Source organism: Pseudomonas umsongensis, assembly GCF_012647205.1.
Classification (GTDB): domain Bacteria; phylum Pseudomonadota; class Gammaproteobacteria; order Pseudomonadales; family Pseudomonadaceae; genus Aquipseudomonas; species Aquipseudomonas umsongensis.
This window is the reverse complement of record NZ_CP051487.1, coordinates 4,016,080-4,042,791: the sequence shown is the minus strand read 5'-3', so window position 1 is coordinate 4,042,791 and position 26,712 is coordinate 4,016,080. Positions and strand designations below refer to the sequence as shown.

The following is a 26,712-nucleotide window of genomic DNA, read 5'->3' as shown; positions in this document are numbered from 1 at the left end:
GAAGCGGGTTGCCGATGCATTTTTCTCTGCGACATTTACCACTGGCAGCACCATTCATTTCGCCAAAAACCTGCCAATCTGGCGGCCAGCAAGGACTAAACACTCACGTCTGCACCACCATGATGTCTTCTTGCGTTCGGCTGGCACAAACCCTGCATAAACCCCATCAAGCCCCTCTGAAAAAGATGGGCAGCCCTCTCGGTCAACGACGATCGACTGGCCGCACAGGTCGTGGGCAACATCGGTGGATCAGGCATGGCCGTCTGGTTTTCAACACCGCAAAAGAACAGGCAAAGACGCCTGGAACCGCAAGGTTTCAGGCGTTTTTTTTTGCTTTTTTTCACCGTGATGGGCTTAGGGCAGGTGTCGTTTATGAATTCCAATGTAGCCACTTTGAACAAACAGCAAACGCTGGTCGTGATCGGCAATGGCATGGTCGGGCATCATTGTGTCGAGCAGTTGATCGAACGTGGCGCCCTTGACCGCTATCGGCTGCATGTCTTCAGCGAAGAACCAATGCGTGCCTACGACCGCGTGCATCTGTCCGAGTACTTTTCCGGTCGCGACGCCGAGTCGCTGGCACTCAGTGACGCGGCGCTGTACGAGACCCAAGGCGTCACGTTGCACCTGGGGGTACCGGTGCTGGAAATCGACCGCGCCCGGCGCCAGGTGATCACCGCTCAAGGTTGCGTGGCCTACGACAAGCTGGTCCTGGCCACCGGCTCCTATCCGTTCGTGCCGCCGATCGAAGGCGCCGAAGGCGATTCGCGCCTGGTCTATCGCACCCTGGAAGACCTCGATGCCATTCGTGCCGCGGCGGCCAATGCCCGGCGCGGTGTGGTGGTCGGCGGTGGCTTGCTGGGCCTTGAAGCCGCCAACGCCCTGAAAAGCCTGGGGCTCGAAGCGCACGTGGTGGAATTTGCCCCGCGCCTGATGCCGGTGCAACTGGATGATCTGGGTGGCCTGGCGCTCAAGGCGCAGATCGAGCGCCTTGGCGTCGGCGTGCACCTGTCCCGCGCCACGCAATCGATCAGCGCTGGCGAGCAGTACCGCTACCGGATGAACTTCGCCAACGACGAATTCCTCGAAACCGACCTGATCGTGTTCTCCGCCGGTATCCGCGCCCAGGATGCGCTGGCCCGGCAATGTGCGCTGGAGATCGGCCCGCGCGGTGGCGTGGTGATCGATGACACCTGCCTGAGCTGTGACCCGAACATCTACGCCATCGGTGAATGCGCGTCCTGGAACGGCAGCCTGTTCGGCCTGGTCGCGCCGGGTTACCAGATGGCCCGCAGTGTCGCCGCGCGCCTGTGTGACGATGCCGCCGAGCCGTTCCAGGGTGCCGACATGTCGACCAAGCTCAAGCTGCTGGGCGTCGACGTTGGCTCCATCGGCGACGCCCACGCCAATACGCCTGGCGCGCGCAGCTATCAGTTCATCGACGAAACCACGGCCAGCTATCGCCGCCTGGTGGTGGATGCCAGCGGCAAACACGTGCTCGGTGCAGTGCTGATCGGCGACAACAGCTATTACGACACGCTGTTGCAATACATGCAGAACGCGATCGCCTTGCCGGCCGAACCCGCCGCGTTGATCCTGCCGTCGTCCGAAGGTGCACCAACCCTGGGGCCTGGCGCCTTGCCGGAAACGGCCACGGTTTGCTCGTGCCACAACGTGACCAAGGGCGCCATCTGCTCGGCCATCGACGGCGGTTGCACCGACCTTGGCCTGCTCAAGTCGCAGACCAAGGCCTGCACCGGCTGCGGCGGTTGCGCCGGGTTGCTCAAGCAAGTCTTCGAACATGAGCTGATTGCCCGTGGGGTCAGCGTCGACAAGAGCCTGTGCGAACACTTCGCCTACACCCGCCAGGAGCTGTATGCGCTGGTACGGGTAGAAGGGGTGATCAGCTTCGAAGAATTGCTGGCCAAGCATGGCCGTGGCCACACCGGTTGCGACGTGTGCAAGCCGGCGGTGGGCTCGATCCTGGCGTCGTGCTGGAACCAGCCGATCATGGACCCGTCGCTGGTGCCGCTGCAGGACACCAACGACACCTTCATGGCCAACATGCAGAAGAACGGCACCTATTCGGTCGTGCCACGCATTCCCGGTGGCGAGATTACTGCCGACAAGCTGATTGCCATCGGCGTGGTGGCGAAAAAGTATGACCTCTACACCAAGATTACCGGCGGCCAGCGCATCGACCTGTTCGGCGCCCAGTTGCACCAGTTGCCGGACATCTGGGGCGAACTGATTGAAGCGGGCTTCGAAACCGGTCACGCCTACGGCAAGTCGACTCGCACGGTGAAGTCCTGTGTCGGCAGCACCTGGTGCCGCTATGGCGTGCAGGACAGCGTGCAAATGGCACTGACCATTGAGGATCGCTACAAGGGCCTGCGTTCGCCGCACAAGCTCAAGTTCGCGGTGTCCGGTTGCACCCGTGAGTGCGCCGAGGCGCAAAGCAAGGACGTCGGCGTGATCGCCACCGAGAAGGGGTGGAACCTCTACATCGCCGGTAACGGCGGCATGCGCCCGCGCCATGCCGAGCTGTTCGCCACCGACCTCGATGACGCGACCCTGATCCGCTACATCGACCGCTTCCTGATGTTCTACATCCGTACCGCCGACAAGCTGCAGCGCACCTCGGTCTGGCGCGAAAGCCTGGAAGGCGGCCTGGATTACCTCAAGGACGTGATCATCCACGACAGCCTGGGCCTGGGCGCCGAGCTCGAGTCGCAGATGGAACTGGTGGTCAATCGCTACGAATGCGAGTGGGCAAATGCCCTCAAGGACCCGGAAAAGCTCAAGCGCTTCCGGACCTTCGTCAACGATAAACGCCCGGATCCGGACATCCACTTTGTCCAGGAGCGCGGCCAGCGCCGGCCGATCATGGCGGCTGAACTCAACCTGATCCCTGTTACCGAGGAGAGTGTCTGATGAACCCGTCCAATACCCTACGCGTTGAAGCCCCTGCGTCTGTCGTCTGGCAATCGGTGTGCAGCCAGCAGGACCTGGTCAATGACTCCGGTGTGGTGGTGTGGCTGGACGGTGCCCAGGTGGCGCTGTTCTACCTGCCGGGCATGGAAGGCAAACAACTCTATGCCATCGACAACCACGACCCGCAATCGGGGGCCAATGTCATCGGCCGCGGACTGGTCGGCAGCATCAAGGGCGACCTGGTCGTTGCCTCGCCGATCTACAAGCAGCATTTTCGTCTTGAGGATGGCAGTTGCCTGGAGTACCCGCAACAGCGCTTGCGGGTCTGGCCAGTGCGGTTGAACGAAGGGTTGGTGGAAGTCGGAGTGGCCTGACGTTGCAGGCCATTTACATCAGGAGACGAACATGAAGACAGCCGCACAGTTGCTCAAGCTCAAGGTCGTGGAAAATCAGCAGGTGCACAGCATCGCACCCGACGCCATGGTGTTGGAGGCCGTGCAGAAAATGGCCGAAAAGAACGTGGGCGCGTTGCCGGTGATCGAAAAGGGCCAGGTCGTCGGGGTGATCAGCGAGCGTGACTATGCGCGCAAGGTGGTGCTGCTGGGGCGTTCGTCAGTGGGCACGCCGGTCCGGGCGATCATGAGCTCGCCGGTGGTCACGGCCGACAGCCAACAGAGCATCGAGCATTGCATGGCGGTCATGACTGACAGCCATTTGCGGCATCTGCCGGTGGTGGAAAACGGCGAGCTGATCGGTTTGCTGTCGATCGGCGATCTGGTCAAGCAAGCCATTATCGAGCAGGCCGACCTGATTCGGCAGTTCGAGCATTACATTCGCGGGCACTGAAACCAGGGTCGGCACCAGCGCAACACCCAAGGGGCGGATCGGCGGGTAGACGCCCATTCGTCCCCTTCTTCCGGGGTCACCCCCACATCAGAACTTGAACGCCTGTCGTCCTACCAGTAGCCATTTTCCGCTTTGTTTCTGCCAGATCTGGAAGTTCTCGATTTCCGTCGGGACCACCTCGGAGCCCTTGAGAGCCTGGGCCGAAAAGTGGTGGCGAACCAACGCCACATCGCCGGAGACGGTGATGGTCTGGTTCTGCATCTCAAGGGTCTTGAAGGCGCTTTTGCCGGTTTCGATATCGGCGATGAATTGTTGCTTGTCCTGGATTTTGCCGCTGGAATGGCCGTAGCTGAGGTTTTCGGCCGTCAACGCATTCAGCTCGGCAATGTCCTTATGCAGCATTGCCTGGGTCAAGTGATCGACGGCTTTTGCCACGTCCTTGTCCGCGGCCGCCGGGCTGGCTGCGACGTAGCCGCAGAACAGGCACAGAAAACCAAGCAGCACCTTTGCTTTTTTCATGAGGGTTCCTTGTTGTTATGAGTGATCGGAGCGACCGGGTAATGCGGCTCATCGGTCATCGTACAACCTAGCATGAGTCAAAGGAAAAAAGCGAACTTGCGGCGAGGGTTCCTCTCGAAGTTAAAAGTCCCTATGGATCTTGAATTCACGGGTGTCGAGGAACTCACATGATGCAGCCCAGGGAACATCCGCGATACGAATTGACGCTGTTGATTCTGTTCATGCTGATTGTCATTGCGCTGGGCTATTCCCCACGTAGCCGGGTGGATTGGGCGCTGGAAAACCTGCTGGCGCTGCTGCTGGTGGGGACGTTGGTGGTGTTCTATCGCCAGTTTCGCCTGTCGGCGGCCTCCCTTACGCTGGTATTCGTGTTCTTGTGCATTCATGAACTAGGCGCCCATTACACCTATTCCCTGGTGCCTTACGATCGTTGGTGTTCGGCCTTGACCGGCGTCAGCTTCGACAAGAGCTTTGGCCTGCAGCGTAACCATTACGACCGGCTGGTTCATTTGAGCTACGGGCTAATGATGGCCTGGCCAATCCGCGAAGTGCTGCTGCAGCTGACACCGTTGCGCGGGCGCTGGCTGTTCTTCATGGCCTTGAACATCATTTTGTCGACCTCGGCCGTCTACGAACTGGTGGAATGGATTGGCGGGGCTTACTTGGGCGACGACACGGCAAAAGCCTTTGTCGGCGCGCAAAACGACCCCTGGGATTCTCAAAAGGACATGGTGCTCGCCGTCGCTGGCGCATGGGTGAGCCTGCTGTTGGTTTCACTGCGACATACGGCAGAAAAAGCCGCTTTACCTACCGCATGTCGCAAAAACAGAAATCAGTGGGGATAGCCTTCAATTCGCGCAGCGACCCGTCGATAACCTCTTGAGACGCCATTCGCGATGGCCGTTTGGCCCATCGACATACGTGCCAGAAAGAGGAACCACAGAGTGTCCATAAAACTGCGTTTGCTGCTGCTGATAGGGACGGGGTTGCTCACCGCGTTGATCATGGGCCTGGTCGGTTACCTGGGGACTGCCCGGATGGCGGATGCGGTGCAGGAAAACGAGGTTGGCATGACCGTGCTGCGCAACCACATGGAAGCCGACATGATGCACGACGCGCTACGTGCCGACGTGTTGTCCGCGATGTTGGTCGGGCTGGGTAAAAGTACCAGCAGCAAGGCCGAAGTGCGCACGTCCATCGAAGAGCACGCGGCACACTTTCGCGAAGTGCTCGGCGACAACCTGAACCTGGCGGTCAATGTCACCCTCAAAGACGCTTTGCACAAGATCAAGCCCAGCCTCGACACCTACATCGCTGCGGCCGAGCGCATTGTTGGAATCGCCCTGGAAAACCCCGAGGCCGCGCAGAAAGAACTGGGCGCCTTCAACAGCGTGTTCAGCCAACTGGAAGACCAGATGGCGGCCCTCAGCGAGCTGATCGAAAACAACACCCAACAGACCAGTGCAGGGACCCGTCAAGCGCTCGGCAGCGCCAACCTGGCCCTCGGCGCCGTGCTTTTCGCCAGCCTGTTGTTGCTGCTCGTTCAGGGACGCTGGGTGATCCTGAGCATCATGAACCCCTTGCAAACGGCCAGCCGCATCGCCGAACGCATCGCCCATGGCAACCTGAGCGAGACGATTGCAGTACCCGAGCGCAAGGACGAAGCCAGCACCCTGATTCGCAGCCTGGCGACCATGCAGCGTGATTTGCGCGACATGATCGAAGCAGTACGCAGCAACGCCCATGGTGTCAACGGCATGAGCACACGCCTGAGCGAGGGTTGCCACGAAGTGGCCGGCAGCAGCCAGCAACAAAGCGCCGCCGCCAGCACCATGGCCGCCGCTGCCAGCGAAATGACCGCGAGCATCGAGGAAATCACCCGGCATGCCGGAAGGGCGCTGGACATGGCCAACCAGGCCGAGGCGCTGGCCAAGGATGGTGGGCGGGTGATCCATCAGGTGGTCAGCGACATGGACGGCATCGCCCGTTCGGCGCAGCAGTCGGCACAGGTGATTCGCACCCTGGACAAGGAATCCGAAGGAATTTTCAGCATCATCCAGGTGATCAAGGGCATCGCCGACCAGACCAACCTGCTGGCGCTCAACGCCGCCATCGAAGCCGCCCGCGCTGGGGAGCAGGGCCGTGGTTTTGCCGTGGTGGCCGATGAAGTGCGCAGCCTGGCGGGCCGCACCAGCGCTTCGACCCAGGAAATCGCCGCCATGGTCTCGCGCATCCAGCAAAGCACCCGCGAAGCGGTGATCAGCATGGAGGAGGGCGTGTCCCAGGTCGACAAGGGCATGGCCGTGACCGCCGACGTCGAGCGTGCCATCCGCGAGATCCTCGAGGCCACGCTCAACACCACGCAACTGGTCAACGACATCAGCCGCACCATCGGCGAGCAGAGCCTGGCCAGCAATGAAATCGCCCATCAGGTGGAGATGATTGCCGGCATGTCCGAAGGCAACAGCAAGGTGATCGGGCAGACGGCTTTGACGACGGATGAGTTGTCTTCGCTGGCGGGGCAACTGTCGCAGTCGGTGGATCGCTTCCGCCTTTGATACATCCTTTCATTTTGCACTGCCTTTAAGGGCCCCTTCGCGAGCAGGCTCGCTCCCACAATGGAATGCATTAGAAAATGTGGGAGCGAGCCTGCTCGCGAAGGCGGTAGATCAGACAACACAAATCCAGGTTTCAAAGGTACTTGTCAGTCACCGCCCCCTCCGAAGCACTCGACACGGTCTTCGCATACTTGGCCAGCACCCCGCGCTTGTACTTCGATTCCGGCCGTACCCAACGGCTCTTGCGCTCGGCCAGTTGAGTATCGGACACATCAACGGTGATCTGCCGGGTTTGCGCATCGATGGTGATCCGGTCGCCATCTTCGATCAACGCGATCGGGCCGCCTTCAAACGCTTCGGGTGTGATATGCCCCACCACGAAACCATGGGAGCCACCGGAAAAACGCCCGTCGGTGATCAGCGCCACATCCTTGCCCAAACCCTTGCCCATCACCGCCGATGTCGGCGAGAGCATTTCGCGCATGCCCGGCCCGCCCTTGGGCCCTTCGTAGCGAATCACGATCACATCGCCCGCCTGCACTTCGCCGTTGAGGATGCCGGCCAGGGCGCCTTCCTCGCCGTGGTACACACGGGCCGTGCCTTCGAAGCGCAGGCCTTCCTTGCCGGTGATCTTGGCCACGGCACCGGTGGGCGCGAGGTTGCCGTGCAGGATCACCAGGTGCGAGTCCTTCTTGATCGGCTGATCGAAAGGCAGGATCACGTCCTGGCCAGCGGGGTAGTCGGGCACGTTTTCGAGGTTTTCCGCCAGGGTCTTGCCGGTCACGGTCATCACATCGCCGTGCAGCATGCCAGCGGCGAGCATGCGCTTCATCAAGGGCTGGATGCCGCCAATGGCCACCAGCTCGCTCATCATGTATTTGCCACTGGGGCGCAGGTCGGCCACCACCGGCGAAATCTTGCCCAGCTCGACGAAGTCATCCAGGGTCAGTTCGACATCCACGGCATTGGCCATGGCCAACAGATGCAGCACGGCGTTGGTCGAGCCGGCGAGGGCGATCACCACGCGAATGGCGTTTTCGAAGGCCTTGCGGGTCATGATGTCCCGGGGCTTGAGGTCCAGCTTGAGCAATTCCATCACTTGCTGGCCGGCGCGGAAACTGTCCGAGGCCTTGTCGCCGCCAACGGCGTCCTGGGAGCTCGAACCGGGCAGGCTCATGCCCAGCGCCTCGATGGCCGAGGCCATGGTGTTGGCGGTGTACATGCCGCCACAGGAGCCGGGGCCGGGAATTGCCACTTCCTCGATCTGCTTGACCTGGATCTCGCTGATGTCACCGCGCGCGTGCTGGCCCACGGCTTCGAACACGGAAATGATGTCGGTGTGGCCGGCGCCCGGGCGGATGGTGCCGCCATAGACGAAGATCGAAGGGCGGTTGAGCCGCGCCATGCCGATCAGGCAGCCTGGCATGTTCTTGTCGCAACCCCCCACGGTCACCAGCCCGTCGAAGCCTTCGCAGCCGACCACCACTTCGATGGAATCGGCTATCACCTCGCGGGACACCAGTGAATATTTCATGCCTTCGGTGCCATTGGCGATGCCGTCGGAAATGGTGATGGTGTTGAAAATGACGCCCTTGGCGCCGGCGGCATTCGCGCCTTTTTCCGCTTCGATCGCGAGTTTGTCGATGTGCATGTTGCACGGCGTGACCATCGCCCAGGTGGAGGCGATGCCGATCTGTGGTTTCTTGAAGTCTTCGTCGGTAAAGCCCACGGCACGCAGCATGGCACGGGCGGGGGCAGCCTCCACGCCGTCGATTACCTGGGAGGAATATTTGCGCAGATCGTCTTTGTCGCTCATGGCGGCTCCCACATGCTCAACTGATGACCAGTGAGTATAGTCGCCACCTACATCCATCACGCGCGGGCTGGGCTTGTCGTGATATTCTTCGCAACAACTTGGTTTGATCTATTCAGTTTTCCTGCCCTTGAGGCGGGCGAGCAGAATCACTGTCGCTCAAGTAGCTGAAGCCAAAAAAGATAAAAAGTCAGTTCAGTAGGGACATATAACTGGGGTCGATGCAGTCAATCGGCCTTGTGTGCCCACCTTCCAGCCGTCATGTGCAGCCGTTATGTACGAGAACCCGCGGCAGACTTGCCTGAATGCCGTGAGACAAGCGGCCTGCAACCGCAGTTGGAAGGGCGGATGGCGTTTTATCATAGGTGCTACAGATGTTTAAGAAAGTGAACACGGCCCTGCTGGGGCTGGCCTTGTCGTTGGGGATGACGACAGCCCAGGCCGAAGAAGCCAAGAAAGTCGACGTGCTGTTGATCGGCGGCGGCATCATGAGCGCAACCCTCGGTGTGTGGCTCAATGAGCTGGAACCCGGCACCTCGATGGAAATGATCGAGCGCCTCGACGGCGTCGCCCAGGAAAGCTCCAACGGCTGGAACAACGCCGGTACCGGTCACTCTGCCTTGGCCGAGTTGAACTACACCCCGGAAGACGAGAAAGGCAACGTCTCGATTCCCAAGGCCGTTGAAATCAACGAAGCGTTCCAGATCTCCCGTCAGTTCTGGGCCTGGCAGGTCCAGCAAGGCGTGCTGAAGAACCCGCGTTCGTTCATCAACTCCACACCGCACATGAGCTTCGTGTGGGGCGATGACAACATCAAGTTCCTGAAAAAGCGCTACGAAGCCCTGCAGGCAAGCCCGCTGTTCGCCGGCATGCAGTACTCCGAAGACCCGGCCGTGATCAAGAAGTGGGTCCCGCTGATGATGGAAGGGCGTGACCCGAACCAGAAAATCGCGGCCACCTGGTCTCCGATCGGTACCGACGTGAACTTTGGCGAAATCACCCGCCAGTTCGTTGCACACCTGCAGACCACGCCGAAATTCGACCTGAAACTGTCCAGTGAAGTGCAGGACATCAGCAAGAACGCCGACGGCAGCTGGCGCGTCAGCTACAAAAACCTGAAAGACGGCAGCAAATCCGAAACCGACGCCAAGTTCGTGTTCATCGGCGCTGGCGGCGGTGCCCTGCACCTGCTGCAGAAGTCCGGCATTCCTGAAGCCAAGGAATACGCAGGCTTCCCGGTGGGCGGCTCGTTCCTGGTGACCGAGAACCCGACCATCGCCGAACAACACCTGGCCAAGGCCTACGGCAAGGCTTCGGTTGGCGCACCGCCGATGTCGGTTCCGCACCTGGATACCCGCGTGCTGGATGGCAAGCGCGTGATCCTGTTTGGCCCATTCGCGACCTTCAGTACCAAGTTCCTGAAAGAGGGTTCGTACCTGGACCTGCTGACCACCACCACCACGCATAACGTGTGGCCAATGACCAAGGTCGGCATCAAGGAATACCCGCTGGTCGAGTACCTTGCCGGTCAACTGATGCTGTCGGACGAAGACCGCCTCAACGCCCTGAAGGAATACTTCCCGAATGCCAAGGCCGAGGACTGGCGCCTGTGGCAAGCTGGCCAGCGCGTGCAGATCATCAAGCGTGATGAAGCTGCCGGTGGCGTACTGAAACTGGGCACCGAAATCGTCGCTTCGCAAGACGGCACCATCGCCGGCCTGCTGGGCGCGTCCCCAGGCGCTTCGACCGCCGCACCGATCATGCTGACCGTGCTGCAGAAAGTGTTCAAGGACAAGGTCGCGACCCCGGCCTGGCAGGAAAAACTGCATCAAATCGTGCCGAGCTACGGCACCCAGCTCAACGCCAGCCCTGAAAAGGTTGCCGAGGAATGGGCCTACACCGCCAAGGTGCTGGAACTGACTCCACCACCTGCGATCGGCCAGGCTGTGGCTCCGGCTGTCGAGGCTGAAAAAGCCAAGGCACCGAAAGAGAATGCTGCGGCGGACATGGCGCTGTAACTGAGCGCTTGATCAAAAAGCCCACTGAGCCAGGGATGGCCAGTGGGCTTTTTTGTACACCTGCAATAAATCCCTGTAACTGTAGGAGCGAGCATGCTCGCGATGAACCTGAGATCGCCGCGGGGTGTCAGGTTTCCAACGTCATCGTTGACATCCATCGTCGGAACGCCGCCCGGAGCATGCTCGTTCCTACAGGTTCATGGGTTCGTTGGTTCCATCTGTTTCATCTGATCCGTATTTTTCAGCGCTTTCTGACGCTGTAATGCAATCAGTTCGAGCCCCACAATGACGGCAAGTTGCGCAGCGGTAGCCGCGGTGCACCGCACTTTCGAAATGTTGGAGGCTCTATGGGCAAGATGGCGATTTTCCTCGGTGGTTTTCTGGTGTTGACCATTCTGATCGGCGTGCTCGCAACGATTTCGCCGGTGTGAGGCCCGCAGGTGCAAGCGCCTACTTCGCCGGCCCTTGTGGCTTGATGTCCCCGCAGAAAATATCGACGTTGCCGTCTGTCGCTGCGGTTCGCACGACGATGTGGTAGTCGCCGGCCAGCAGCACAGACAAGGCCACAGGCGCGCTTCTCGAGAAGGTCCAGCCGCGAATCGCCTGGCGCTCGGTGTTGACCTTGTCATTCATGGCGTACGCGACGGGGCCGGGTTGCTGGCAGCTGCCTTTGTTGATGAAGCTGTAGAGACGCAGGGGCAGGGCGGCACCGCTTGGCACACCGCTGATGAAGAAACTGAGTCCGGTTTGCTTGTCCCAGTCCGACAACGCGACGTTGCCGATCTGCCCGGTGTTCTGCCGGGTGGCATTCAGCGTGACCGACACGCCCTCCTTGGATGAGGTGGCACAGCCGAGCAGGCTGGCGCAAATCAACAGCGCCGCCAGTGAATGTCTGAGCTTCATGGCCAAACTCCTGTGTTGAAAAACGGCAAATGGAGATTAGCGGGTATCGCTCATTTTTCGAGTGCTGGCGGCTTCCACAGGGATCTGCGGCAATAAACACCTACCGCCCGTGCGCGGTGTCTGCCAGTTGCGCGGTATCGACCCGTACGAAGATGGAGTCGCCCACCGCGGTCAGCACATCCCCGGCAAAGACTTCGCAGATGACCCGCGTCTTGCGTCCGACTTCACCTTCCACCCGCGCCCGCAGAGTGAGCGGGATGCCCATGGGCGTCGGCTTGATGAACTTGATGCCGAGGTTGCCGGTGACGCAATTGATGCGCGGCAGGCTGGCCACTTCGCGGTTTTCCGCGCGGTAGTGATAAGCCATGACCGCCCAGTTGGAGTGGCAGTCGACCAACATGGCGATCAGTCCGCCGTAGACCAGGTCCGGCCAGCCGCAGTATTTGGCATCGGGCACGTGCTCGGCCATGACATGCACGCCGTCCTCATGCCAGTAGCTCTTGATGTGCAACCCGTGGGGGTTGCTGCTGCCGCAGCCGTAGCACACGCCATCGGGCGCGGCGGCGTCTTGCAGGGAGGTGTCGAGGTTGGACATGTGTCGATTATCCGCAAAAATTTAGACCAATAATGGGTACCACCGTAGGAGCCAGGCTTGCCTGCGAACCAGACGCCGCGGTGTATCTGTCGCACCGCGTTATCGTTCTTCGCCGGCAAGCCTGGCTCCTACAAGATTTGTATACCCCTTAAATCCGGGTTAACGCCTGCGCCAAGTCTGCACGCAAGTCTTCGATATCCTCAACCCCCACGGACAACCGCACCAGCGCATCGCCGATGCCCAACTGCGCGCGGGTTTCCACCGGGATGGTCGCGTGGGTCATGATCGCCGGGTGTTCGATCAGGCTTTCCACGCCGCCCAGGCTTTCAGCCAGGGCAAAAATGTGCACGTTTTCCAGGAAGCGCCGGGAGCCGGCCAGGTCAGTGTTCAAGTCGACAGAGATCATCCCGCCGTAGCCGCGCATCTGCTGTCGCGCCAGCTCATGCTGCGGGTGCGAGGGCAGGCCCGGGTAATAGACGCGGGCGACTTGCGGTTGACGTTCCAGCCATTGCGCCAGATCCAGCGCATTGCTGCAGTGGCGCTCCATGCGCAACGCCAGGGTCTTGACCCCGCGCAGGGTGAGGAAGGCGTCGAACGGCCCGGCGATGGCGCCCACCGCGTTCTGCAGGAAGCCCAGGCGCTCGGCCAGCTCGGCGTTCTGCCCGACCACGGCGATGCCGCCAATGACGTCGGAGTGGCCATTGAGATACTTGGTGGTCGAATGCAGCACGATGTCGAAGCCCAGTTCCAGCGGGCGTTGTATCCACGGGCTGGCAAAGGTGTTGTCCGCCACGCAGATGATGCCGCGGTCGCGGCAGGTGCGGGCGATGGCGGCAAGGTCGGTGAGGCGCAGCAGGGGGTTGCTCGGCGTCTCGACCATGACCATGCGTGTGTCGTCCTGCAAGGCGGCCTCGAAGGCGGCGAGGTCGGTCAGGTCGACAAAGCTGAAGCGATGCCCGGCACTGCGCTGGCGCACCTTGTCGAACAGGCGGAAGGTGCCGCCGTACAGGTCATTTCCGGAGACGATGTGCGAGCCGGCGTCGAGCAGTTCCAGCACCGTGGAAATGGTCGCCAGGCCCGAGGCGAAGGCAAAGCCCCGGGTGCCGCCTTCGAGGTCGGCGACGCAACGTTCCAGCGCCCAGCGCGTCGGATTGTGTGAACGCCCGTAGTCCAGCCCCTTGTGCACGCCAGGGCTCTGCTGCAGATAGGTGGAATTGGCGTAGATCGGCGGCATCAGCGCGCCGGTCGACGGGTCCGGCGTTTGCCCTGCATGGATCACGCGGGTGGCGAAGCCCCGTGGCGGGGAATTTTCATCGTGCTGACTCATGGCAGGGATCTCCGCAGGTGATTGAGCATGTCGGTTCGGGTGATCAGGCCGTGGAAACCTGAGGCATCCTGGATGATCGCCACCAGCCCACGGCCCAGTTCCGCCTCCAGATCCGCCAGTGAGGCGTCGGGGGCCAGGGTTTGCAATTTGTCGGTCATTGCGCTGGAGACGGTCTTGCGAAAGTGCGTAGCGTCTTCATGCACGCCCAGCAGGATGTCGGACTCGTCGATTACACCGACCAGTTGCTTGCCGCTCACCAGCACCGGCAGTTGCGACACATCCGCCAGGCGCATGCGCTGGAACGCGGTGAGCAGGGTGTCGTCGGGGCCGACGCTGATCACCCGGCCGTCCTCGAAGCGCCGCGCGATCAGGTCGCGCAGGTCGCCGTACTGCTTGCTTTTCAGCAGCCCCTGATCGTTCATCCACTGGTCGTTATAGACCTTCGACAAGTAACGCGTACCGGTGTCGCAGACGAAGCTGACCACCCGTTTCGGTTGGGTCTGCTCGCGGCAGTAGCGTAATGCCGCCGCCAACAGGGTGCCGGTCGACGAACCGCCGAGAATGCCCTCGGCGCGCAGCAACTGGCGGGCATGATCGAAGCTTTCCTCGTCGCTGATCGAATAGGCGTGGCGCACGCTGGACAGGTCGGCAATCGACGGAATGAAGTCTTCGCCGATGCCTTCGACGGCCCAGGAGCCCGGCGTGCCAAGGGTGCCGCTGCGGCTGTATTCGGCCATCACCGAGCCGACCGGGTCGGCCAGGACCATTTCCAGTTCCGGTTGCACACGGCTGAAGAACCGGGTCAGCCCGGTCAGCGTGCCGGCTGAACCCACGCCGACCACGATGGCATCGACATCATGCTGGGTTTGCGCCCAGATCTCCGGTGCGGTACTGCACTCATGGGCCAGTGGGTTGGCCGGGTTGTTGAACTGGTCGGCGAAGAAGGCGTCGGGGATTTCACTGGCCAGGCGTCCGGCAACGTCCTGGTAGTACTCCGGATGGCCCTTGCCGACATCGGAACGGGTGATATGCACCTCGGCGCCCATGGCCTTGAGGTGCAGGACCTTCTCGGTGGACATCTTGTCCGGCACCACCAGCACCACCCGATAACCCTTGGCGCGGCCGACCAGTGCCAGGCCGAGGCCGGTGTTGCCGGCCGTGGCTTCGACGATGGTGCCACCGGGTCGCAGGCGGCCGTCGCGTTCGGCGGCGTCGATCATGGCAAGGCCGATGCGGTCCTTGATCGAACCGCCGGGGTTCTGGGATTCGAGCTTGAGAAACAGCGTGCACGGGCCGGTATCGAAACGGCTGACGCGCACCAGGGGCGTGTTGCCGATCAGTTCGAGTACGGCGGGGCGGGAGTCGTTGGGCATGTCGTCACCTCGTTGCGCTAGCACAATGGATGGACAAAAAAGGCCGGCGTCGGGTTGTCGCGCCGGTCGTGACAATGTTGTGTCTGGACCATAGGCCGGGATCGCCAGACTCGCAACCGTGCGGGTGAAAGTGGCCCTGACATTGGCAATGCTGTTCACTTAGGTATGGGGTTGTGTATAAAAACTTGGTGTGTACATATCCATTGCTGCGGTAACGACCACTTATGGTTTCGCCCTTACGGCGACTCCCTTTTTCAAACGCCGGAGTGCCGGCCCAGCAAAAAGGAAGCAAAAGGCTTTGCCCCACCACTCGGTGCCTCGCTAGGGCTCGGCATGCCCTCACTCCGGCATTGCTCCGTGGGTCGCCGCGATGGCCCGTCCCTGGCCCAGCGCGGCTAAACCGGCGTCCTGCCGGTTTCCCCACTGCGCAATGCCTGCGTTCGGCCATCGTGGTTAACGGGGCGCCCCAGATCAAAAACAAAAGCGAGGCGGCCTGACAGCCGACCTGACTTTTACGGGTGTACCTCGATCCCCTGTAGGAGCGAGCATGCTCGCGATGGACGTCAACGATTACGCGCCCTGTCTGGATGATCGCGTTGTCTGAACGTCCTTCGCGAGCAAGCCCGCTCCCACAATGGGATCGCGGACAGACCTGCAATCAGGTCGGCTGTCAGGCCGCCTCGCTTTCGCGATTGATCTTGATCTGGCTTTTGATTTTCTTGCCCCCTCGAGAGGCCGAGTGGAGGTTCTGCGCAGTGGGTAAACCGGCATGGATGCCGGTTTAGCCGCGCTGGGCCAAGGATGGCCCATCGCGGCGGGCCCACGGAGCAGGACCGGAGCGAGGGCATGCCGAGCCTTGGCGAGGCACCGAACGCCAGGGGCAAGAGCCCTTGGTTACTTAGGGCCGGGCGGCGTTCCGCTCTTCCAAGTGACTCGCTGTAAGAGCGAAACCCTAGGTGGCCGTTACCGCAGGAATGGATATGTACTCCGGCAACAAATAATAGGTCAGCTGTCAGGCCGCCTTCGCGAGCAAGCCCGCTCCCACAGTTGATTCGAGTACATCCGTCGAAGTCAGGTCGGCTATAAGGCCGCCTTCGCCGGCAAGCCGGGCTCCTACAGGCTTTTCCAAGTGACTCGCCGTAAGGGCGAAACCCTAGGTAGCCGTTACCGCAGGAATGGATATGTACACCTGAAGGAGGTGGCCGTTACCGCAGCAATGGATATACACCCGATAAGCGCCTTCAGTGTGCGCATGAGGTTGTTAGCGAAACCGTTGGGGAATGGCCTCGGCAAATGGATAGAAGGCGAACCAGGGCCTGGCTTCGTCGATGACGCGCCGGAATGAAGGCCGTTGTACCAGCCTGTCGAAATACGTGCTCAGGTGTTGGCAGTCGTCGGAGAAGGGCACCAGGGTACTGGCATAGAACAGGGCCGGGGCCGCGGCGCAATCGGCCAGGCTGAAGTCCGGGCTGGCCACCCAGGTTCGCGTAGCCAGCTGGCGCTCGAGCATGCCGTAGGCCGTGGTGAGCATGGCCCGTTCCCGGCTCAGGTCGCCGTTCGTCGCGCGAATGCGATCGGCGACTATCTGCTGCAGCGGTACTTGCACGTACTGGTCGAAAAACCGATCCCACAAGCGCACTTGCAAGGCAGTATCCCAATCACCGGGCAGCAGGCAGCGCCCACCTCCATGGAAGCGGTCCAGGTATTCGATGATGACACTCGATTCCGCCAACCCCTGCGGGTGCGTGTGATCGCGGATGACCGGGAACTTGCACAGGGGCCATAACGCCTCGAGCTCCGCGCGGTCTGCTGCACTGGAAAGATCGATGACTCGCCGCTGGAAATCGATGTCGTACTCGTAGAGGGCGATCAGCACTTTGTGGCAGAACGACGAAAGCGGGTGGTAATAGAGGGTCAGCGGCATCGGTCAACTCCTCGGGCGGGAGGGCGCCCCACGGGGTGATTGCTGTGACAGGCAGATTAAGTCGCAGGCACGGTATTCGCCATGCCTGCAGGTTTGCGCCGCATTCCAGGCTGCCGAAAACGTTTCGCGTAGCGACCATTGGCTATGCTCCCGGACACCGATAATGGCCATTACGATCTCCTTTTGGCCAACCCCGCGCTATGAACCTGCGGGGCTGTCGGCAAGAATCGAAAACCGGTGGCTGATGCGCAAGAGCCTCCCATCGATAACTATGAACCCGATCTTCCTTGCCTTGGCTGTTTTGCCGGGCGCTGCCGTGTACAGCACATAAAAACCATCGAGCTGACTTGGGGAATTGATCCATGGACACAATCAAACGCCTATTGGGTGCCACCGTTTGCGGCCTGACGCTGCTGGCCAGTGCCGTACATGCCGAGCAGCGCGAATTGCGGGTGTACAACTGGGCGGACTATATCCTGCCGTCCGTGCCCAAGGACTTCGCCGAGAAAACCGGGATCAAGGTCACCTGGGACACCTTCGACACCAACGAATCCCTGGAGGCCAAGCTGCTGACCGGCAACAGCGGCTATGACTTGGTGGTGCCGTCGAATCAGTTCATCGAAACCCAGATCAAGGCCGGTGTGTTCCAGAAACTGGACAAGACCAGGCTGCCCAACTGGAAACACCAGGACCCGGCGCTGCTCAAGTTGCTGGACAAGAACGACCCCGGCAACCAGTACGGCGTGCCTTACATGTACGGCACCGTGTTGATCGGCTTCAACCCGGCGAAGGTCAAGGCCGTCCTGGGCGAGAATGCACCGGTGGACAGTTGGGACTTGGTGTTCAAGCCCGAGAATATGGAAAAACTCAAGGCCTGTGGTGTTGCCATGCTCGACTCGCCCTCCGAGATTCTGCCGCTGGCCCTGCATTACCTGGGGCTGGACCCCAACAGCCAGAACCCCGAGGACTACGAAAAGGCCAAGGCGCTGATGCTGAAGATTCGCCCTTATGTCACCTACTTCAACTCGGCCAAGTACATGACCGATATCGCCAACGGTGACATTTGCGTGGCCATCGGCTACTCCGGCAGCTTCTACCAGTTCGGCAACCGCGCCAAGGAGGCCGGCAATGGCGTGGTGGTCGATTGGCGCTTGCCCAAGGAGGGCGCGCCGATCTGGTTCGACACCTTTGCCATTCCCAAGAGCGCGAAGAACGTCGATGAAGCCCACGCGTTTCTCAACACCTTGCTCGACCCGACCGTCATCGCACCGATCAGCGACTTCCTCGGTTACCCGAATGCCAACAAGGACTCGCTGGCGCTGATCAACAAGGAAATCACCGGCAACCCGAACCTGACGCCGACCCCCGAGGCTCTCAAAACCCTGTATGTCGTGCAGCCGTTGCCGCAGAAGCTGGAGCGGGTGCGCACGCGGGTGTGGACGGCGATCAAGTCGGACAAATAACCCTAAACCCCTGTCGGAGCGAGCATGCTCCGGGCGGTGTGCCGACGATGAGCCTGAGAGCGCCGCGGGGTGTCAGGTGCCCCGCGTCATCGTTGACGACCATCGCGAGCGTGCTCGCTCCTACACGGCTTTGGTGTTGCGGATGAGGTTGTTGCGCAACGCCACGATCGCCTGCTGCATCTGCACGAAATCGTCGGGATCGAGGCCGGTTTGCGGAAAGCCGTCTTCCGTCAGCTCTGTGCGCAGCTGGCGACCGGCGTCGGTCAGGCTGATTCGTACCTGGCGTTCGTCTTCCGGGTCGCGCTGACGCAGCAGGTAACCCATCGCTTCGAGCTTTTTCAGGATCGGGGTGAGGGTGTTGGATTCCAGGAACAGTTTTTCCCCGAGGCTGCCGACGGTCTGGTTGTCTTGCTCCCACAGCGCAACGAGGGTGATGTATTGCGTATAGGTCAGGCCGAGTCGTTCGAGCATCGGCTTGTAGGCCTTGCCAAAAGCGAGGTTGGTGGAATAGACCGCAAAACACAGGAAATCGGAAAGCTTGAGATCCAGGGCGGACGTTTTGTCGGTGGTTTTCATGGGGTCTCTCTTTGGGCAGGCTGCGACGCTGAAATTATACGTCGTATGCGATGGTGTCGGAAGTGCTCCAAACCTCCGGGTCCCGCCCCCCAAGCGGCCGGTTACCGGGGATAACCCTGGCGAACCGGCCGTGCGGTGCATCACGCGGTCTGCACGTTGATGCTCACGTCAATGTTGCCGCGGGTGGCCTTGGAGTACGGGCAGATCGCATCGGCGTTGTGCGCCAGTTCGGTCGCCACTTCATGTGACAGGCCTGGCACCCGCAGGGTCAATCGGGCTTGGAGGAAGTAGGCTGCGCCGGTCTGGCCCAGGTCGACTTCGATGTCCACGGCCGTGTCGGCCGGCAATGACACCTTAGCCTGTTGGGCGGCCAGGCCCACCGCGGCGATGTAGCAGGCCGACCATGCTCCGGCGAAGAGTTGCTCGGCCTTGGGGTGCGGTTGTACGCCGGTGAACACATGTGCCGGTGTGACGCTGCCAGGGGACGACAATTCGATGTCGAGGTTGCCCTTATGGCCGCGCGAGGTGGTGCCGGTGCTGCTCAGGGTGGTGTGGGTCTTGCCGGTGGCCAGGACTTTTTCGATCTTGCTCATGATGAGTTCCTCAAGTTTACTGTGGGTATATTATTCGTATACGCTAGCATCGCATGCGATATTAATTATGCGGTAATGACGTTCAGGGCAACGTCGATATTGCCGCGGGTGGCCTTGGAATAGGGGCAAATGGAGTCGGCGATATGCGCCAGTTCCGTTGCAACGTCCTGTGCCAGCCCCGGCACGCGCAGGGTCAGTCGGGCCTGGAGGAAGTACGCTGGGCCCGTCTGGCCAAGGTCCACTTCGATGTCGACCGCCAGATCCGCCGGCAGCGCGATGTTGCGCTCTGCGGCCACCAGGCCGACGGCCGCGGTGTAGCAGGCAGACCAGGCCCCGGCGAACAGTTGCTCGGCTTTCGGGTGCGGCTGGGTGGCGGCGAACACATGGGCTGGCTGGGCAGAGCCCGGGGTCGACAGTTCAATGTCGAGGTTGCCGTTGTGGCCGCGCAAGGCATTGCCGGCGCTGCTCAGGGTGGTGTGGGTCTTGCCGGTGGCCAGGACTTTTTCGATCTTGCTCATGGGTCAATCCTCAAGGGTGCGGTCAGGTTGTATGTAATGTCGTGTGCGCTTAGATCGCATCCGATGGAAATAATAGTCCTCCAGATCTCAATCGACGTCAAGCGGTATTTTCATGCCCGGACGACGGACGGTCGAAGCTAATGCTGTCCGCTTATTCAGAAAGAAAAATGCCCCGAGCTGTTCAGGCTCGGGGCATCAGCATTGACGCGTGACCATGGATTTCGAGTGCAACAGGCGATCAGCTTTGCGGCACTACCCGGGCTTCGTTGCCGGTACCTTCGATATAAACACTCTGGCCTTTGCTCAGTGCGGCATTGACCGGCTGCGTTACCGATACCAGGACGCCGCTCTTGGTACGCACGATAATTTGCTGGGCCTGTTGCGGTTGATCGTATTTTTTCTTCTCGGCGTAGTTGCCACCCGCCGCACCCGCAAGGGCGCCAGCGACCATGGCGACATCTCGCCCGGTGCCCGAACCGATCAGGCTACCGATTCCCACGCCCGCGAGTCCGCCAAGGATGGCGCCGACGCCGCTGTCGTGGTTGGTCTGCATTTGCGTCATGGTGATCTGCTCGATTTTTCCTGAGCGGATTTCCATCTCGCCGGCGCCACCGCTGCCAGCATCGACGGCGGCGCAGGCGCAAAGCACTAGACTTACAAGCGTGATCGTTAACCAGGAAGCGATGTTTTTCATGTTGAACTCCATCATCCGGGGGAAGCAGTTCGTTCAAACGCATCAGTGCGCGTTTGACGAAGGAGACTAGCACAGGGCCCTCGACGCGCTGCCCTGTGGCGGCGGGCCTGGCTGTACTGCCGGATACGCTCACTGAGGGGTGAGATAGACTCATACGGACTTATCACGGCAGGAGTGACACGCGTGGCAGGACTGCAATGGATTCGCTGATCACCGCCGCAGCGCAGGCGTTGGCGGCGGGCGATCCGCTGGGTGCGCTGGACCGGATCGCGCTGCGTGACGATGCGCCCGCGCTGGCACTGCGCGGTATCGCCATGGCGCAACTGGGGGATTTGGTGCGGGCCAAAGCGCTGGTACGCATGGCCTCGCGGGCCTTTGGGCCGAAAGAAGTCGTGGCGCGGGCACGCTGCACCGTCGCCGAAGCCGAGATCGCACTGGCCTCGCGGGATCTTGGTTGGCCGGTGAAGGCGCTGGAAGCGGCGCGGGTCACGCTGCAAGCCCACGGCGATCTTATCAATGCAGCCCACGCGCGTTATCTGGGCATCCGTCGCTTGTTGCTGATCGGCCGGCTCGATGAGGCCCAAGGGCAACTCGTTGACCTGGACCCGGCAACGTTGCCGCCACCCTTGCGGGCGACCCATGAGCTGGTCGTGGCAGGGATCGCGATGCGCCATCTGCATTCCCAGGCCGCACGGGCCGCGCTCGCCAGGGCCGAACTCGCCGCGCAACTCGCCGGCATTCCCGCGCTGTCTGCAGAAGTCGAAAGTGCATCCTCCATTCTCGACAGCCCCGCCGCGCACCAGCTCGTGCGTGGTGAAGAACGGCCTCTGTTGCTGGACGAGGTGGAAGCGCTGCTCGCCTCGACTTCACTGGTGGTGGACGCTTGCCGCTATGTCGTGCGTGGCGCGGGCATGTCGGTTTCCCTGTCCAGGCGTCCGATCCTGTTTTCCCTGGTGCGAGCACTCGCTGAGGCCTGGCCGGGCGATGTGCCCAGAGAGACCCTCATCGCGCAGGCCTTTCGGTTGAAGCTCAGTGATGAATCCCATCGAGCCCGGCTGCGGGTTGAAATCGGACGCTTGCGCGCGGCGTTGAAACCCTTGGCTACGGTGATCGCCACCCGACGCGGGTTCACATTGGTTGCGCAGGTTTCACCGGACGTGGTGCTGCTCACGCCACCGGTCGAAGAAAAGTATGCAGCGGTATTCGCCTTGCTTGGCGACGGCGAGTCCTGGTCGAGTTCGGCCCTGGCCCTGGCGTTGGGTAGCAGCCAGCGCGCGGTGCAACGCGCGCTCGAAGCACTGGCAGCCAAGGGCAAGGTGCAGTCGTTCGGACAGGGACGGGCACGGCGCTGGGTGACCCCGCCGGTGCCCGGTTTCGCGACGACCTTGTTACTCCCGGTTCCGCTGCCCGGTGGCTAGGATGATCCCGTCAACCCCTTTGGAGGAACACCGAGATGAAACAGTCAGCCGCCAAAATTGTGCGTGAATATGGCCCCTTTGCCGATGTCGACGATGTGCACGGCGTCACCTGGGACGGCCGGCAGGTGTGGTTTGCAACCACCGACAAGCTCTACGCCCTGGACCCCGACAGTGGTCGTACGGTGCGCTCGCTCGATGTCGCTGCGCATGCCGGGACCGCCTTCGATGGTAAGCATCTGTTCCAGATTGCCGAGGACCGCATCCAGAAAGTCGATCCTCGCAGCGGAGAAATCCTGGCCACAATCCCGGCCCCTGGCGGTGGCAACGATTCGGGGCTGACATGGGCCGAAGGCTCATTGTGGGTCGGTCAGTACCGCGAACGGAAAATCCACCAGATCGACCCCGAGACCGGGACTATCCTGCGCACCCTGCAATCCAACCGTTTTGTCACGGGGGTGACCTGGGTCGAGGGCGCGCTGTGGCATGGCACCTGGGAAGACGAGGAGAGCGAATTGCGCCGGGTCGACCCGAACACCGGCGAAGTGCTTGAAAGCCTCAGGCTGCCGGACGGCATCGGGGTGTCGGGGCTGGAATCCGACGGTGGCGAGCGGTTTTTCTGTGGGGGCGGCAGCAGTGGGCGGCTGAGGGTGGTGCAGCGGCCTTGATGGGTTGATTTGGATTGGGTGTATATCCATTGCTGCGGTAACGGCTACCTAGGGTTTCGCACTTACTGTAGGAGCCAGGCTTGCCGGTGAAGGCGTCCTGACAGACGATGATTGTCTTTCAGGTGTGCATATCCATTGCTGCGGTAACGGCCACTTAGGGTTTCGCCCTTACGGCGAGTCACTTGGAAGAACGGAACGCCGCCCGGCCCTAAGTAACCAAGGGCTCTTGCCTCTGGCGTTCGGCCCCTCGCTGGGGCTCGGGGTACCCTCGCTCCGGTCCTGCTCCGTGGGCCCGCCGCGATGGGCCATCCATGGCCCAGCGCGGCGACCCACGGAGCAGGACCGGAGAGAGGGCATGCCGAGCCCTAGCGAGGCACCGAGTGGTGGGGCAAAGCCTTTTGCTTACTTTTCGGCGTTTGGAAAAGTGAGTCGCCGTAAGGGCGAAACCCTAGGTGGCCGTTACCGCAGGAATGGATATGTACACCCCCAAGTTTATATACACAACCTCATGGTTAAGTGAACAGCATTGCGCTTGCTCATAGGGTACAACTGGCGTAAACAGAGCGCGCATCGATAGCCGCCGCGAGAGACGGCTATCGATGCGGGAAATATCTCATCTTGATCAACACGAAAGGCGAGGCGAACGTTGGTAGAGCGACGTCAGTTCAGCGGTGCCATGAAGGGTAAAAACCTTCGCTACCTCAAAGACCATGAAGGCCAGTCCGTGCGGGCCCGGGCCGGCTTCCTGTTGCTGGAACATTTTTCCTTGCCGGCGTTCACCCAGGCGCTCGACACCATCGTCACCGCCAACCTGCTGCGACCCGAGCTGTTTTCGACGAAAACCTTCGGGTTGTCCGAAGGGGAAGTCGTCAGCGACCTGGGGTTGGTGATTCGACCCGATGCGCGCCTGGACCCGATCGAAATACAAGCGCTGGACCTGTTGGTTGTCTGTGGCGGCTACCGCACGGCCCTCAAGGCCGACGACGGTTTGACCGGCTTGTTGCGCGACGCGGCCGAACAGGGGGTTGCGCTGGCTGGCATCTGGAACGGCGCCTGGTTTCTCGGGCAAGCCGGATTGCTCGACGGCTATCGCTGCGCCATACACCCGGAGCATCGTCCGGCGCTGGCGGAAATCGCCAGGCTCACCCAGGTCACCAGCGAAGCCTACGTGGTCGATCGCGACCGCCTGACGGCGTCCAGTCCAACGGGGACTTTCTACATGGCGCTGGAGTGGATCAGGGGTTTGCATGACAAGGCGTTGACTGACGGTATCGAAGATATCCTGGCGTTTGAAGCGTCCCGTTACCGGCGCATCAAACCCACCTTGAATGTGTCCGTCAGTGGCCCGCTGAGGGAGGTGGTCAATCTGATGGACGCCAATCTGGAAGAGCCGCTGGAGATGGAGGCGCTCTGTCTTTATGCCGGTCGATCTCGCCGGCAGATCGAGCGTCTGTTCAAGGAGCAACTGGGCACGACACCCCAGCGCTACTACATGGATCTGCGTATCACCGAGGCACGTCGATTGCTGCAGCACACCACGTTGACCATCGTTGAAGTCTCGGTGGCCTGCGGTTTCGTATCACCGAGCCACTTCAGCAAGTGCTACAGCGCCTATTTCGGTTACCGGCCGTCTCGGGAAACCCGGCTGGTGAAGTAACCGCTTGCCGAAGTACCGGGCATCGCGATGATGCCCGGTGCAGCGGTCATTGCGCGCCGAACAGCATCGTCCAGTAAACGCCTTGATCACTGCGTGCGTCCGTCGCATAGGCGGCACCCACTTGCGTGAATATCGGGTTCATCAGGTTGGCACAATGCCCGGGGCTGGCCAGCCAGCCGGCCATGGCCTTGTTCGGTGAACCTTGGCCGGCGGCGATGTTTTCACCAATCTGTCGGCCACGGAAACCTGCGGCGCGCGCGCGGTCGGCGGGCATGTCGCCATCGGGGTCGCGGTGGGCGAAGTAATTGCCGTAGGCCATGGCTTTGCTGTGCCCTTGCGCCGCCGCGCCGAGGCTGGCATTCCAGGCCAAGGGCCGCGCGGCGGCAAAGCGCTGGCGACCGCACAGGCGCGGTTTGGCCCGGGCGGCATTGACCTGGGCGAGCAAGGTTTTGCCGACGCTGCGCGGATCGCTCATCCGACTGTCCAGCACAGGCCGCGCCAACACCACTTGCCATTCACCGCGACTGCGACTGACGCCTATGTCGGCATACTGGTTATCCAGCAAGGCGGCGCAATGATCACTCTGCAGCATCTCAAAGGCCTCCTCGGCATCTTGGGCACCCACCACGCGAATGGAGCGCACCGCCACGGCCTGGTACCCGGAAGCTTTCAAGCGGTCGCGCAAGCCACCGCCGTAGCCGACCGGCAAGGCCAGGCTCGACTTCAGGGCCAGCGGCGACAAGCGTTGGGCGGGACGCCTTGCGCAATCTTCCGGATGGGCTCGGTAATCGTTGATGGCGTCCACCAATTGTCGCTCCGCACCGGCGTGGGCGGGGGTGGAAATCAGGGGCAGCGAGGTCAACAGGCACAGCGAAGTGAAGCGCAAGGCGAGGGCGGTTGGGCGCATGGTGCGGACAGCTCTGATGAGATGACAACGATGGGTAGGAGGAAAAAATGCCCGTCTAAGACTGGCGTCTTGGGACAAGGTTCAAGGCGGCGGGGAGGCGTTTTGCTTGCCGGATCGTGCACCCGACGAAGGGTATGGGGCGACTCTGTGGGAGCGAGCCTGCTCGCGATGGAGGAGCAAGCACCGCGGGGTGTCAGGCAGCCAGCGTTTTCGTTGACGACCATCGCGAGCAGGCTCGCTCCCACAGGGTTTTCATCAAACCCTAAGTGGCCGTTGCGGCAGCAATTGGTGGGCCGTCAGAGACAGGCGTACACCACCAGTTCCACCAACATCTCCTCCCGAGCCAACCCGGCCACGACAATGGCTGCCCGGTTGGGGTAGGGCGCCTGGAAATACTCGCCATAGATCGTGTTCACCGTCGCCAGGTAGCTACGGTCGGTGACGTAGATCAGCACCTGGGTAACCGCGTCCAGGTCGCTGCCGGCGGCTTGCAGGGTATGGCGCAGATTGTCCAGGCTCTGCCGGGTTTGCGCTTCGATGCCGCCGCTGACGACCTGGCCTTCGCGGTCGATGGGGATCTGTGCGGTGTACAGCGTGCCGTTGCCGACCACCGCCCATTCCAGTGGCGCGCGCGAGGCGAAAAGGTCAGTCTTGATCGCGTGTTTCATTGATTGATTCCTGGAACATTGCAAGGTTTTATCGGGCATCGCTGCTTTCGCCAGCACCGCGCCGACGCGACTCCTCGGTGCTTTCCACCAGCACCCGTTCGCCCAGTTTTTTCAGTTGGGTCCAGACGTCATCGTCGACGACCAGCCCCTCTGCGGGCTGCGGGTAGGTGGCAGGCAGGGCATCCTCGGCACTGAGTCGCGGCAGCAGCGCGAAGTGCCTGGAGATCAGCACATTGATGCTTTGTTCGTCGCTCTGCGCCAGTTGGGGCAGGTCATACACCCGCAGGGTCGGGCGGGTTTGCCCGGCGCTGAACGTGGCAACCATTTCCTGGCGTGCATCACGCCAGTACACGCAAAAATTCAGCGCCTCCGGGGCACAGCGCGCCAGGTAGCCGAGCAGCAGGATGCGGTTATGGCAATGGCGAATGCGGATCAACGCACTGCCGCCGCGCAACGCCTTGCCGACACCCAGCTCCACCGCCTGGGCGGCGCAGCGCAAGACACTTTGGCCGTGGGCATCGAGGGTCAACTGCGCGGCATCTTCGTAGCAGGTTTCGATCGGGCGATCGACTTCGTCGTGGAGAAAGGCCAAGGCCTTTTTCAACGCGCCGATGCCATCGAGGCCTTGCAGTTGCAGGCGCGCGATCATCTCGGCGGCGTCTTCGCAGTCACCGGGGGCGAAGCCGATACCCTCGAAGGCCTTGCGGCAGATCACCTGGATTTCATTGAGCGAGACGCGCATA

The 26,712-nt window shown here is 61.5% G+C and carries 24 protein-coding genes and 1 pseudogene; 11 read left to right on the top strand and 14 right to left on the bottom strand.

The window, feature by feature from the left end; translation table 11 throughout:
- Positions 1–372 precede the first annotated feature (372 nt).
- From nirB to HGP31_RS18120, 3 genes are read left to right on the top strand one after another with little or no spacing between them, the layout of a single operon-like run.
- Positions 373–2,934, top strand: coding sequence for a nitrite reductase large subunit NirB (nirB, locus tag HGP31_RS18130; protein ID WP_168758334.1), 2,562 nt, complete (start codon positions 373–375; stop codon positions 2,932–2,934).
- Entirely contained in the window at positions 2,934–3,308 is a 375-nt protein-coding gene (gene nirD, locus HGP31_RS18125; protein WP_020796362.1) for a nitrite reductase small subunit NirD, read from the top strand. Before nirB ends, nirD begins: the two co-directional genes overlap by 1 nt.
- Before the next feature lie 31 nt (positions 3,309–3,339).
- A complete protein-coding gene (locus tag HGP31_RS18120; protein ID WP_020796361.1) occupies positions 3,340–3,780 on the top strand; it encodes a CBS domain-containing protein in 441 nt (146 codons plus the stop codon).
- A gap of 87 nt (positions 3,781–3,867) precedes the next feature.
- Here HGP31_RS18120 and HGP31_RS18115 read toward each other — a convergent pair whose 3' ends face one another.
- Positions 3,868–4,299: a nuclear transport factor 2 family protein gene (locus tag HGP31_RS18115; protein ID WP_168758333.1), complete on the bottom strand. Its 432-nt coding sequence runs from the start codon at positions 4,297–4,299 to the stop codon at positions 3,868–3,870.
- Between the two features lie 170 nt (positions 4,300–4,469).
- Between HGP31_RS18115 and HGP31_RS18110 the strand changes: the two genes are divergently transcribed.
- The 3 genes and pseudogenes from HGP31_RS18110 (at position 4,470) to HGP31_RS31010 (ending at position 6,857) form a co-directional block, all read left to right on the top strand.
- Positions 4,470–5,144: a DUF2238 domain-containing protein gene (locus tag HGP31_RS18110; protein WP_420850700.1), complete on the top strand. Its 675-nt coding sequence runs from the start codon at positions 4,470–4,472 to the stop codon at positions 5,142–5,144.
- 51 nt (positions 5,145–5,195) lie between these two features.
- Positions 5,196–6,002 (top strand): annotated as a pseudogene (locus HGP31_RS31015) (MCP four helix bundle domain-containing protein); the annotation flags it as partial.
- Positions 5,994–6,857: a methyl-accepting chemotaxis protein gene (locus tag HGP31_RS31010; RefSeq protein WP_414896149.1), complete on the top strand. Its 864-nt coding sequence runs from the start codon at positions 5,994–5,996 to the stop codon at positions 6,855–6,857. The pseudogene HGP31_RS31015 and the gene HGP31_RS31010, both read left to right, overlap by 9 nt.
- A 133-nt stretch (positions 6,858–6,990) precedes the next feature.
- Here the strand turns inward: HGP31_RS31010 and ilvD are convergent, their stop codons facing one another.
- A complete protein-coding gene (ilvD, locus tag HGP31_RS18100) occupies positions 6,991–8,673 on the bottom strand; it encodes a dihydroxy-acid dehydratase (protein ID WP_083349297.1) in 1,683 nt (560 codons plus the stop codon).
- 371 nt (positions 8,674–9,044) lie between these two features.
- Here ilvD and mqo point away from each other — a divergent pair, with 371 nt between their 5' ends.
- Positions 9,045–10,688 (top strand): malate dehydrogenase (quinone), encoded by a 1,644-nt coding sequence (mqo, locus tag HGP31_RS18095; RefSeq protein ID WP_020796356.1) that lies wholly within the window; start codon positions 9,045–9,047, stop codon positions 10,686–10,688.
- 450 nt (positions 10,689–11,138) lie between these two features.
- Here the strand turns inward: mqo and HGP31_RS18090 are convergent, their stop codons facing one another.
- The 5 genes from HGP31_RS18090 to HGP31_RS18070 all read right to left on the bottom strand — a co-directional run bounded on the left by HGP31_RS18090 (position 11,139) and on the right by HGP31_RS18070 (position 16,810).
- Positions 11,139–11,591, bottom strand: coding sequence for a hypothetical protein (locus HGP31_RS18090; protein ID WP_020796354.1), 453 nt, complete (start codon positions 11,589–11,591; stop codon positions 11,139–11,141).
- Positions 11,592–11,691: 100 nt separating this feature from the next.
- Positions 11,692–12,186, bottom strand: a complete 495-nt coding sequence (locus HGP31_RS18085; RefSeq protein ID WP_020796353.1) for a PaaI family thioesterase — start codon at positions 12,184–12,186, stop codon at positions 11,692–11,694.
- Between the two features lie 148 nt (positions 12,187–12,334).
- A complete protein-coding gene (locus HGP31_RS18080) occupies positions 12,335–13,513 on the bottom strand; it encodes a trans-sulfuration enzyme family protein (RefSeq protein WP_168758330.1) in 1,179 nt (392 codons plus the stop codon).
- On the bottom strand, positions 13,510–14,886 hold the full coding sequence (locus tag HGP31_RS18075) for a pyridoxal-phosphate dependent enzyme (RefSeq protein WP_168758329.1): 1,377 nt from the start codon (positions 14,884–14,886) through the stop codon (positions 13,510–13,512). The genes HGP31_RS18080 and HGP31_RS18075 overlap by 4 nt, the downstream gene beginning before the upstream one ends.
- Before the next feature lie 1,261 nt (positions 14,887–16,147).
- A complete protein-coding gene (locus HGP31_RS18070) occupies positions 16,148–16,810 on the bottom strand; it encodes a glutathione S-transferase family protein (RefSeq protein ID WP_168758328.1) in 663 nt (220 codons plus the stop codon).
- A 362-nt stretch (positions 16,811–17,172) separates the two neighbouring features.
- On the opposite strand from HGP31_RS18070, the gene HGP31_RS18065 reads away from it, so the two are divergent.
- The gene (locus tag HGP31_RS18065) at positions 17,173–18,273 is read left to right on the top strand and encodes a polyamine ABC transporter substrate-binding protein (RefSeq protein ID WP_033044026.1); all 1,101 of its coding nucleotides are present in this window, start codon (positions 17,173–17,175) and stop codon (positions 18,271–18,273) included.
- A gap of 120 nt (positions 18,274–18,393) precedes the next feature.
- On the opposite strand, the gene HGP31_RS18060 is transcribed toward HGP31_RS18065, so the two are convergent.
- The 4 genes from HGP31_RS18060 to HGP31_RS18045 all read right to left on the bottom strand — a co-directional run bounded on the left by HGP31_RS18060 (position 18,394) and on the right by HGP31_RS18045 (position 20,654).
- Entirely contained in the window at positions 18,394–18,849 is a 456-nt protein-coding gene (locus HGP31_RS18060) for a MarR family winged helix-turn-helix transcriptional regulator (RefSeq protein WP_020801216.1), read from the bottom strand.
- A gap of 140 nt (positions 18,850–18,989) precedes the next feature.
- On the bottom strand, positions 18,990–19,442 hold the full coding sequence (locus HGP31_RS18055; RefSeq protein WP_020801215.1) for an Ohr family peroxiredoxin: 453 nt from the start codon (positions 19,440–19,442) through the stop codon (positions 18,990–18,992).
- 65 nt (positions 19,443–19,507) lie between these two features.
- A complete protein-coding gene (locus tag HGP31_RS18050) occupies positions 19,508–19,960 on the bottom strand; it encodes an Ohr family peroxiredoxin (RefSeq protein ID WP_168758327.1) in 453 nt (150 codons plus the stop codon).
- A gap of 238 nt (positions 19,961–20,198) precedes the next feature.
- Positions 20,199–20,654 (bottom strand): outer membrane lipoprotein, encoded by a 456-nt coding sequence (locus HGP31_RS18045; protein WP_033044023.1) that lies wholly within the window; start codon positions 20,652–20,654, stop codon positions 20,199–20,201.
- 197 nt (positions 20,655–20,851) lie between these two features.
- Here HGP31_RS18045 and HGP31_RS18040 point away from each other — a divergent pair, with 197 nt between their 5' ends.
- The 3 genes from HGP31_RS18040 (at position 20,852) to HGP31_RS18030 (ending at position 24,394) form a co-directional block, all read left to right on the top strand.
- The gene (locus HGP31_RS18040; RefSeq protein ID WP_168758326.1) at positions 20,852–22,072 is read left to right on the top strand and encodes a helix-turn-helix domain-containing protein; all 1,221 of its coding nucleotides are present in this window, start codon (positions 20,852–20,854) and stop codon (positions 22,070–22,072) included.
- A 35-nt stretch (positions 22,073–22,107) separates the two neighbouring features.
- Positions 22,108–22,737, top strand: coding sequence for a Vgb family protein (locus tag HGP31_RS18035; protein ID WP_033044022.1), 630 nt, complete (start codon positions 22,108–22,110; stop codon positions 22,735–22,737).
- Positions 22,738–23,383: 646 nt separating this feature from the next.
- The gene (locus HGP31_RS18030; protein WP_205896175.1) at positions 23,384–24,394 is read left to right on the top strand and encodes a GlxA family transcriptional regulator; all 1,011 of its coding nucleotides are present in this window, start codon (positions 23,384–23,386) and stop codon (positions 24,392–24,394) included.
- A 46-nt stretch (positions 24,395–24,440) separates the two neighbouring features.
- On the opposite strand, the gene HGP31_RS18025 is transcribed toward HGP31_RS18030, so the two are convergent.
- The 3 genes from HGP31_RS18025 to HGP31_RS18015 form a co-directional block, all read right to left on the bottom strand.
- Entirely contained in the window at positions 24,441–25,301 is an 861-nt protein-coding gene (locus tag HGP31_RS18025) for a CAP domain-containing protein (RefSeq protein ID WP_020796433.1), read from the bottom strand.
- Positions 25,302–25,597: 296 nt separating this feature from the next.
- Entirely contained in the window at positions 25,598–25,969 is a 372-nt protein-coding gene (locus HGP31_RS18020; RefSeq protein WP_168758325.1) for a RidA family protein, read from the bottom strand.
- Positions 25,970–25,997: 28 nt separating this feature from the next.
- Positions 25,998–26,711: a DUF3726 domain-containing protein gene (locus HGP31_RS18015; RefSeq protein WP_033042035.1), complete on the bottom strand. Its 714-nt coding sequence runs from the start codon at positions 26,709–26,711 to the stop codon at positions 25,998–26,000.
- Position 26,712 lies beyond the last annotated feature (1 nt).

Coding starts and splice junctions, on each gene's coding strand:
- nirB (WP_168758334.1), top strand. CDS start 373: ATGAATTCCAATGTAGCCACTTTGAACAAACAGCAAACGCTGGTCGTG.
- nirD (WP_020796362.1), top strand. CDS start 2,934: ATGAACCCGTCCAATACCCTACGCGTTGAAGCCCCTGCGTCTGTCGTC.
- HGP31_RS18120 (WP_020796361.1), top strand. CDS start 3,340: ATGAAGACAGCCGCACAGTTGCTCAAGCTCAAGGTCGTGGAAAATCAG.
- HGP31_RS18115 (WP_168758333.1), bottom strand. CDS start 4,299: ATGAAAAAAGCAAAGGTGCTGCTTGGTTTTCTGTGCCTGTTCTGCGGC.
- HGP31_RS18110 (WP_420850700.1), top strand. CDS start 4,470: ATGCAGCCCAGGGAACATCCGCGATACGAATTGACGCTGTTGATTCTG.
- HGP31_RS31010 (WP_414896149.1), top strand. CDS start 5,994: ATGCAGCGTGATTTGCGCGACATGATCGAAGCAGTACGCAGCAACGCC.
- ilvD (WP_083349297.1), bottom strand. CDS start 8,673: ATGAGCGACAAAGACGATCTGCGCAAATATTCCTCCCAGGTAATCGAC.
- mqo (WP_020796356.1), top strand. CDS start 9,045: ATGTTTAAGAAAGTGAACACGGCCCTGCTGGGGCTGGCCTTGTCGTTG.
- HGP31_RS18090 (WP_020796354.1), bottom strand. CDS start 11,591: ATGAAGCTCAGACATTCACTGGCGGCGCTGTTGATTTGCGCCAGCCTG.
- HGP31_RS18085 (WP_020796353.1), bottom strand. CDS start 12,186: ATGTCCAACCTCGACACCTCCCTGCAAGACGCCGCCGCGCCCGATGGC.
- HGP31_RS18080 (WP_168758330.1), bottom strand. CDS start 13,513: ATGAGTCAGCACGATGAAAATTCCCCGCCACGGGGCTTCGCCACCCGC.
- HGP31_RS18075 (WP_168758329.1), bottom strand. CDS start 14,886: ATGCCCAACGACTCCCGCCCCGCCGTACTCGAACTGATCGGCAACACG.
- HGP31_RS18070 (WP_168758328.1), bottom strand. CDS start 16,810: ATGCCGCTGACCCTCTATTACCACCCGCTTTCGTCGTTCTGCCACAAA.
- HGP31_RS18065 (WP_033044026.1), top strand. CDS start 17,173: ATGGACACAATCAAACGCCTATTGGGTGCCACCGTTTGCGGCCTGACG.
- HGP31_RS18060 (WP_020801216.1), bottom strand. CDS start 18,849: ATGAAAACCACCGACAAAACGTCCGCCCTGGATCTCAAGCTTTCCGAT.
- HGP31_RS18055 (WP_020801215.1), bottom strand. CDS start 19,442: ATGAGCAAGATCGAAAAAGTCCTGGCCACCGGCAAGACCCACACCACC.
- HGP31_RS18050 (WP_168758327.1), bottom strand. CDS start 19,960: ATGAGCAAGATCGAAAAAGTCCTGGCCACCGGCAAGACCCACACCACC.
- HGP31_RS18045 (WP_033044023.1), bottom strand. CDS start 20,654: ATGAAAAACATCGCTTCCTGGTTAACGATCACGCTTGTAAGTCTAGTG.
- HGP31_RS18040 (WP_168758326.1), top strand. CDS start 20,852: ATGGATTCGCTGATCACCGCCGCAGCGCAGGCGTTGGCGGCGGGCGAT.
- HGP31_RS18035 (WP_033044022.1), top strand. CDS start 22,108: ATGAAACAGTCAGCCGCCAAAATTGTGCGTGAATATGGCCCCTTTGCC.
- HGP31_RS18025 (WP_020796433.1), bottom strand. CDS start 25,301: ATGCGCCCAACCGCCCTCGCCTTGCGCTTCACTTCGCTGTGCCTGTTG.
- HGP31_RS18020 (WP_168758325.1), bottom strand. CDS start 25,969: ATGAAACACGCGATCAAGACTGACCTTTTCGCCTCGCGCGCGCCACTG.
- HGP31_RS18015 (WP_033042035.1), bottom strand. CDS start 26,711: ATGCGCGTCTCGCTCAATGAAATCCAGGTGATCTGCCGCAAGGCCTTC.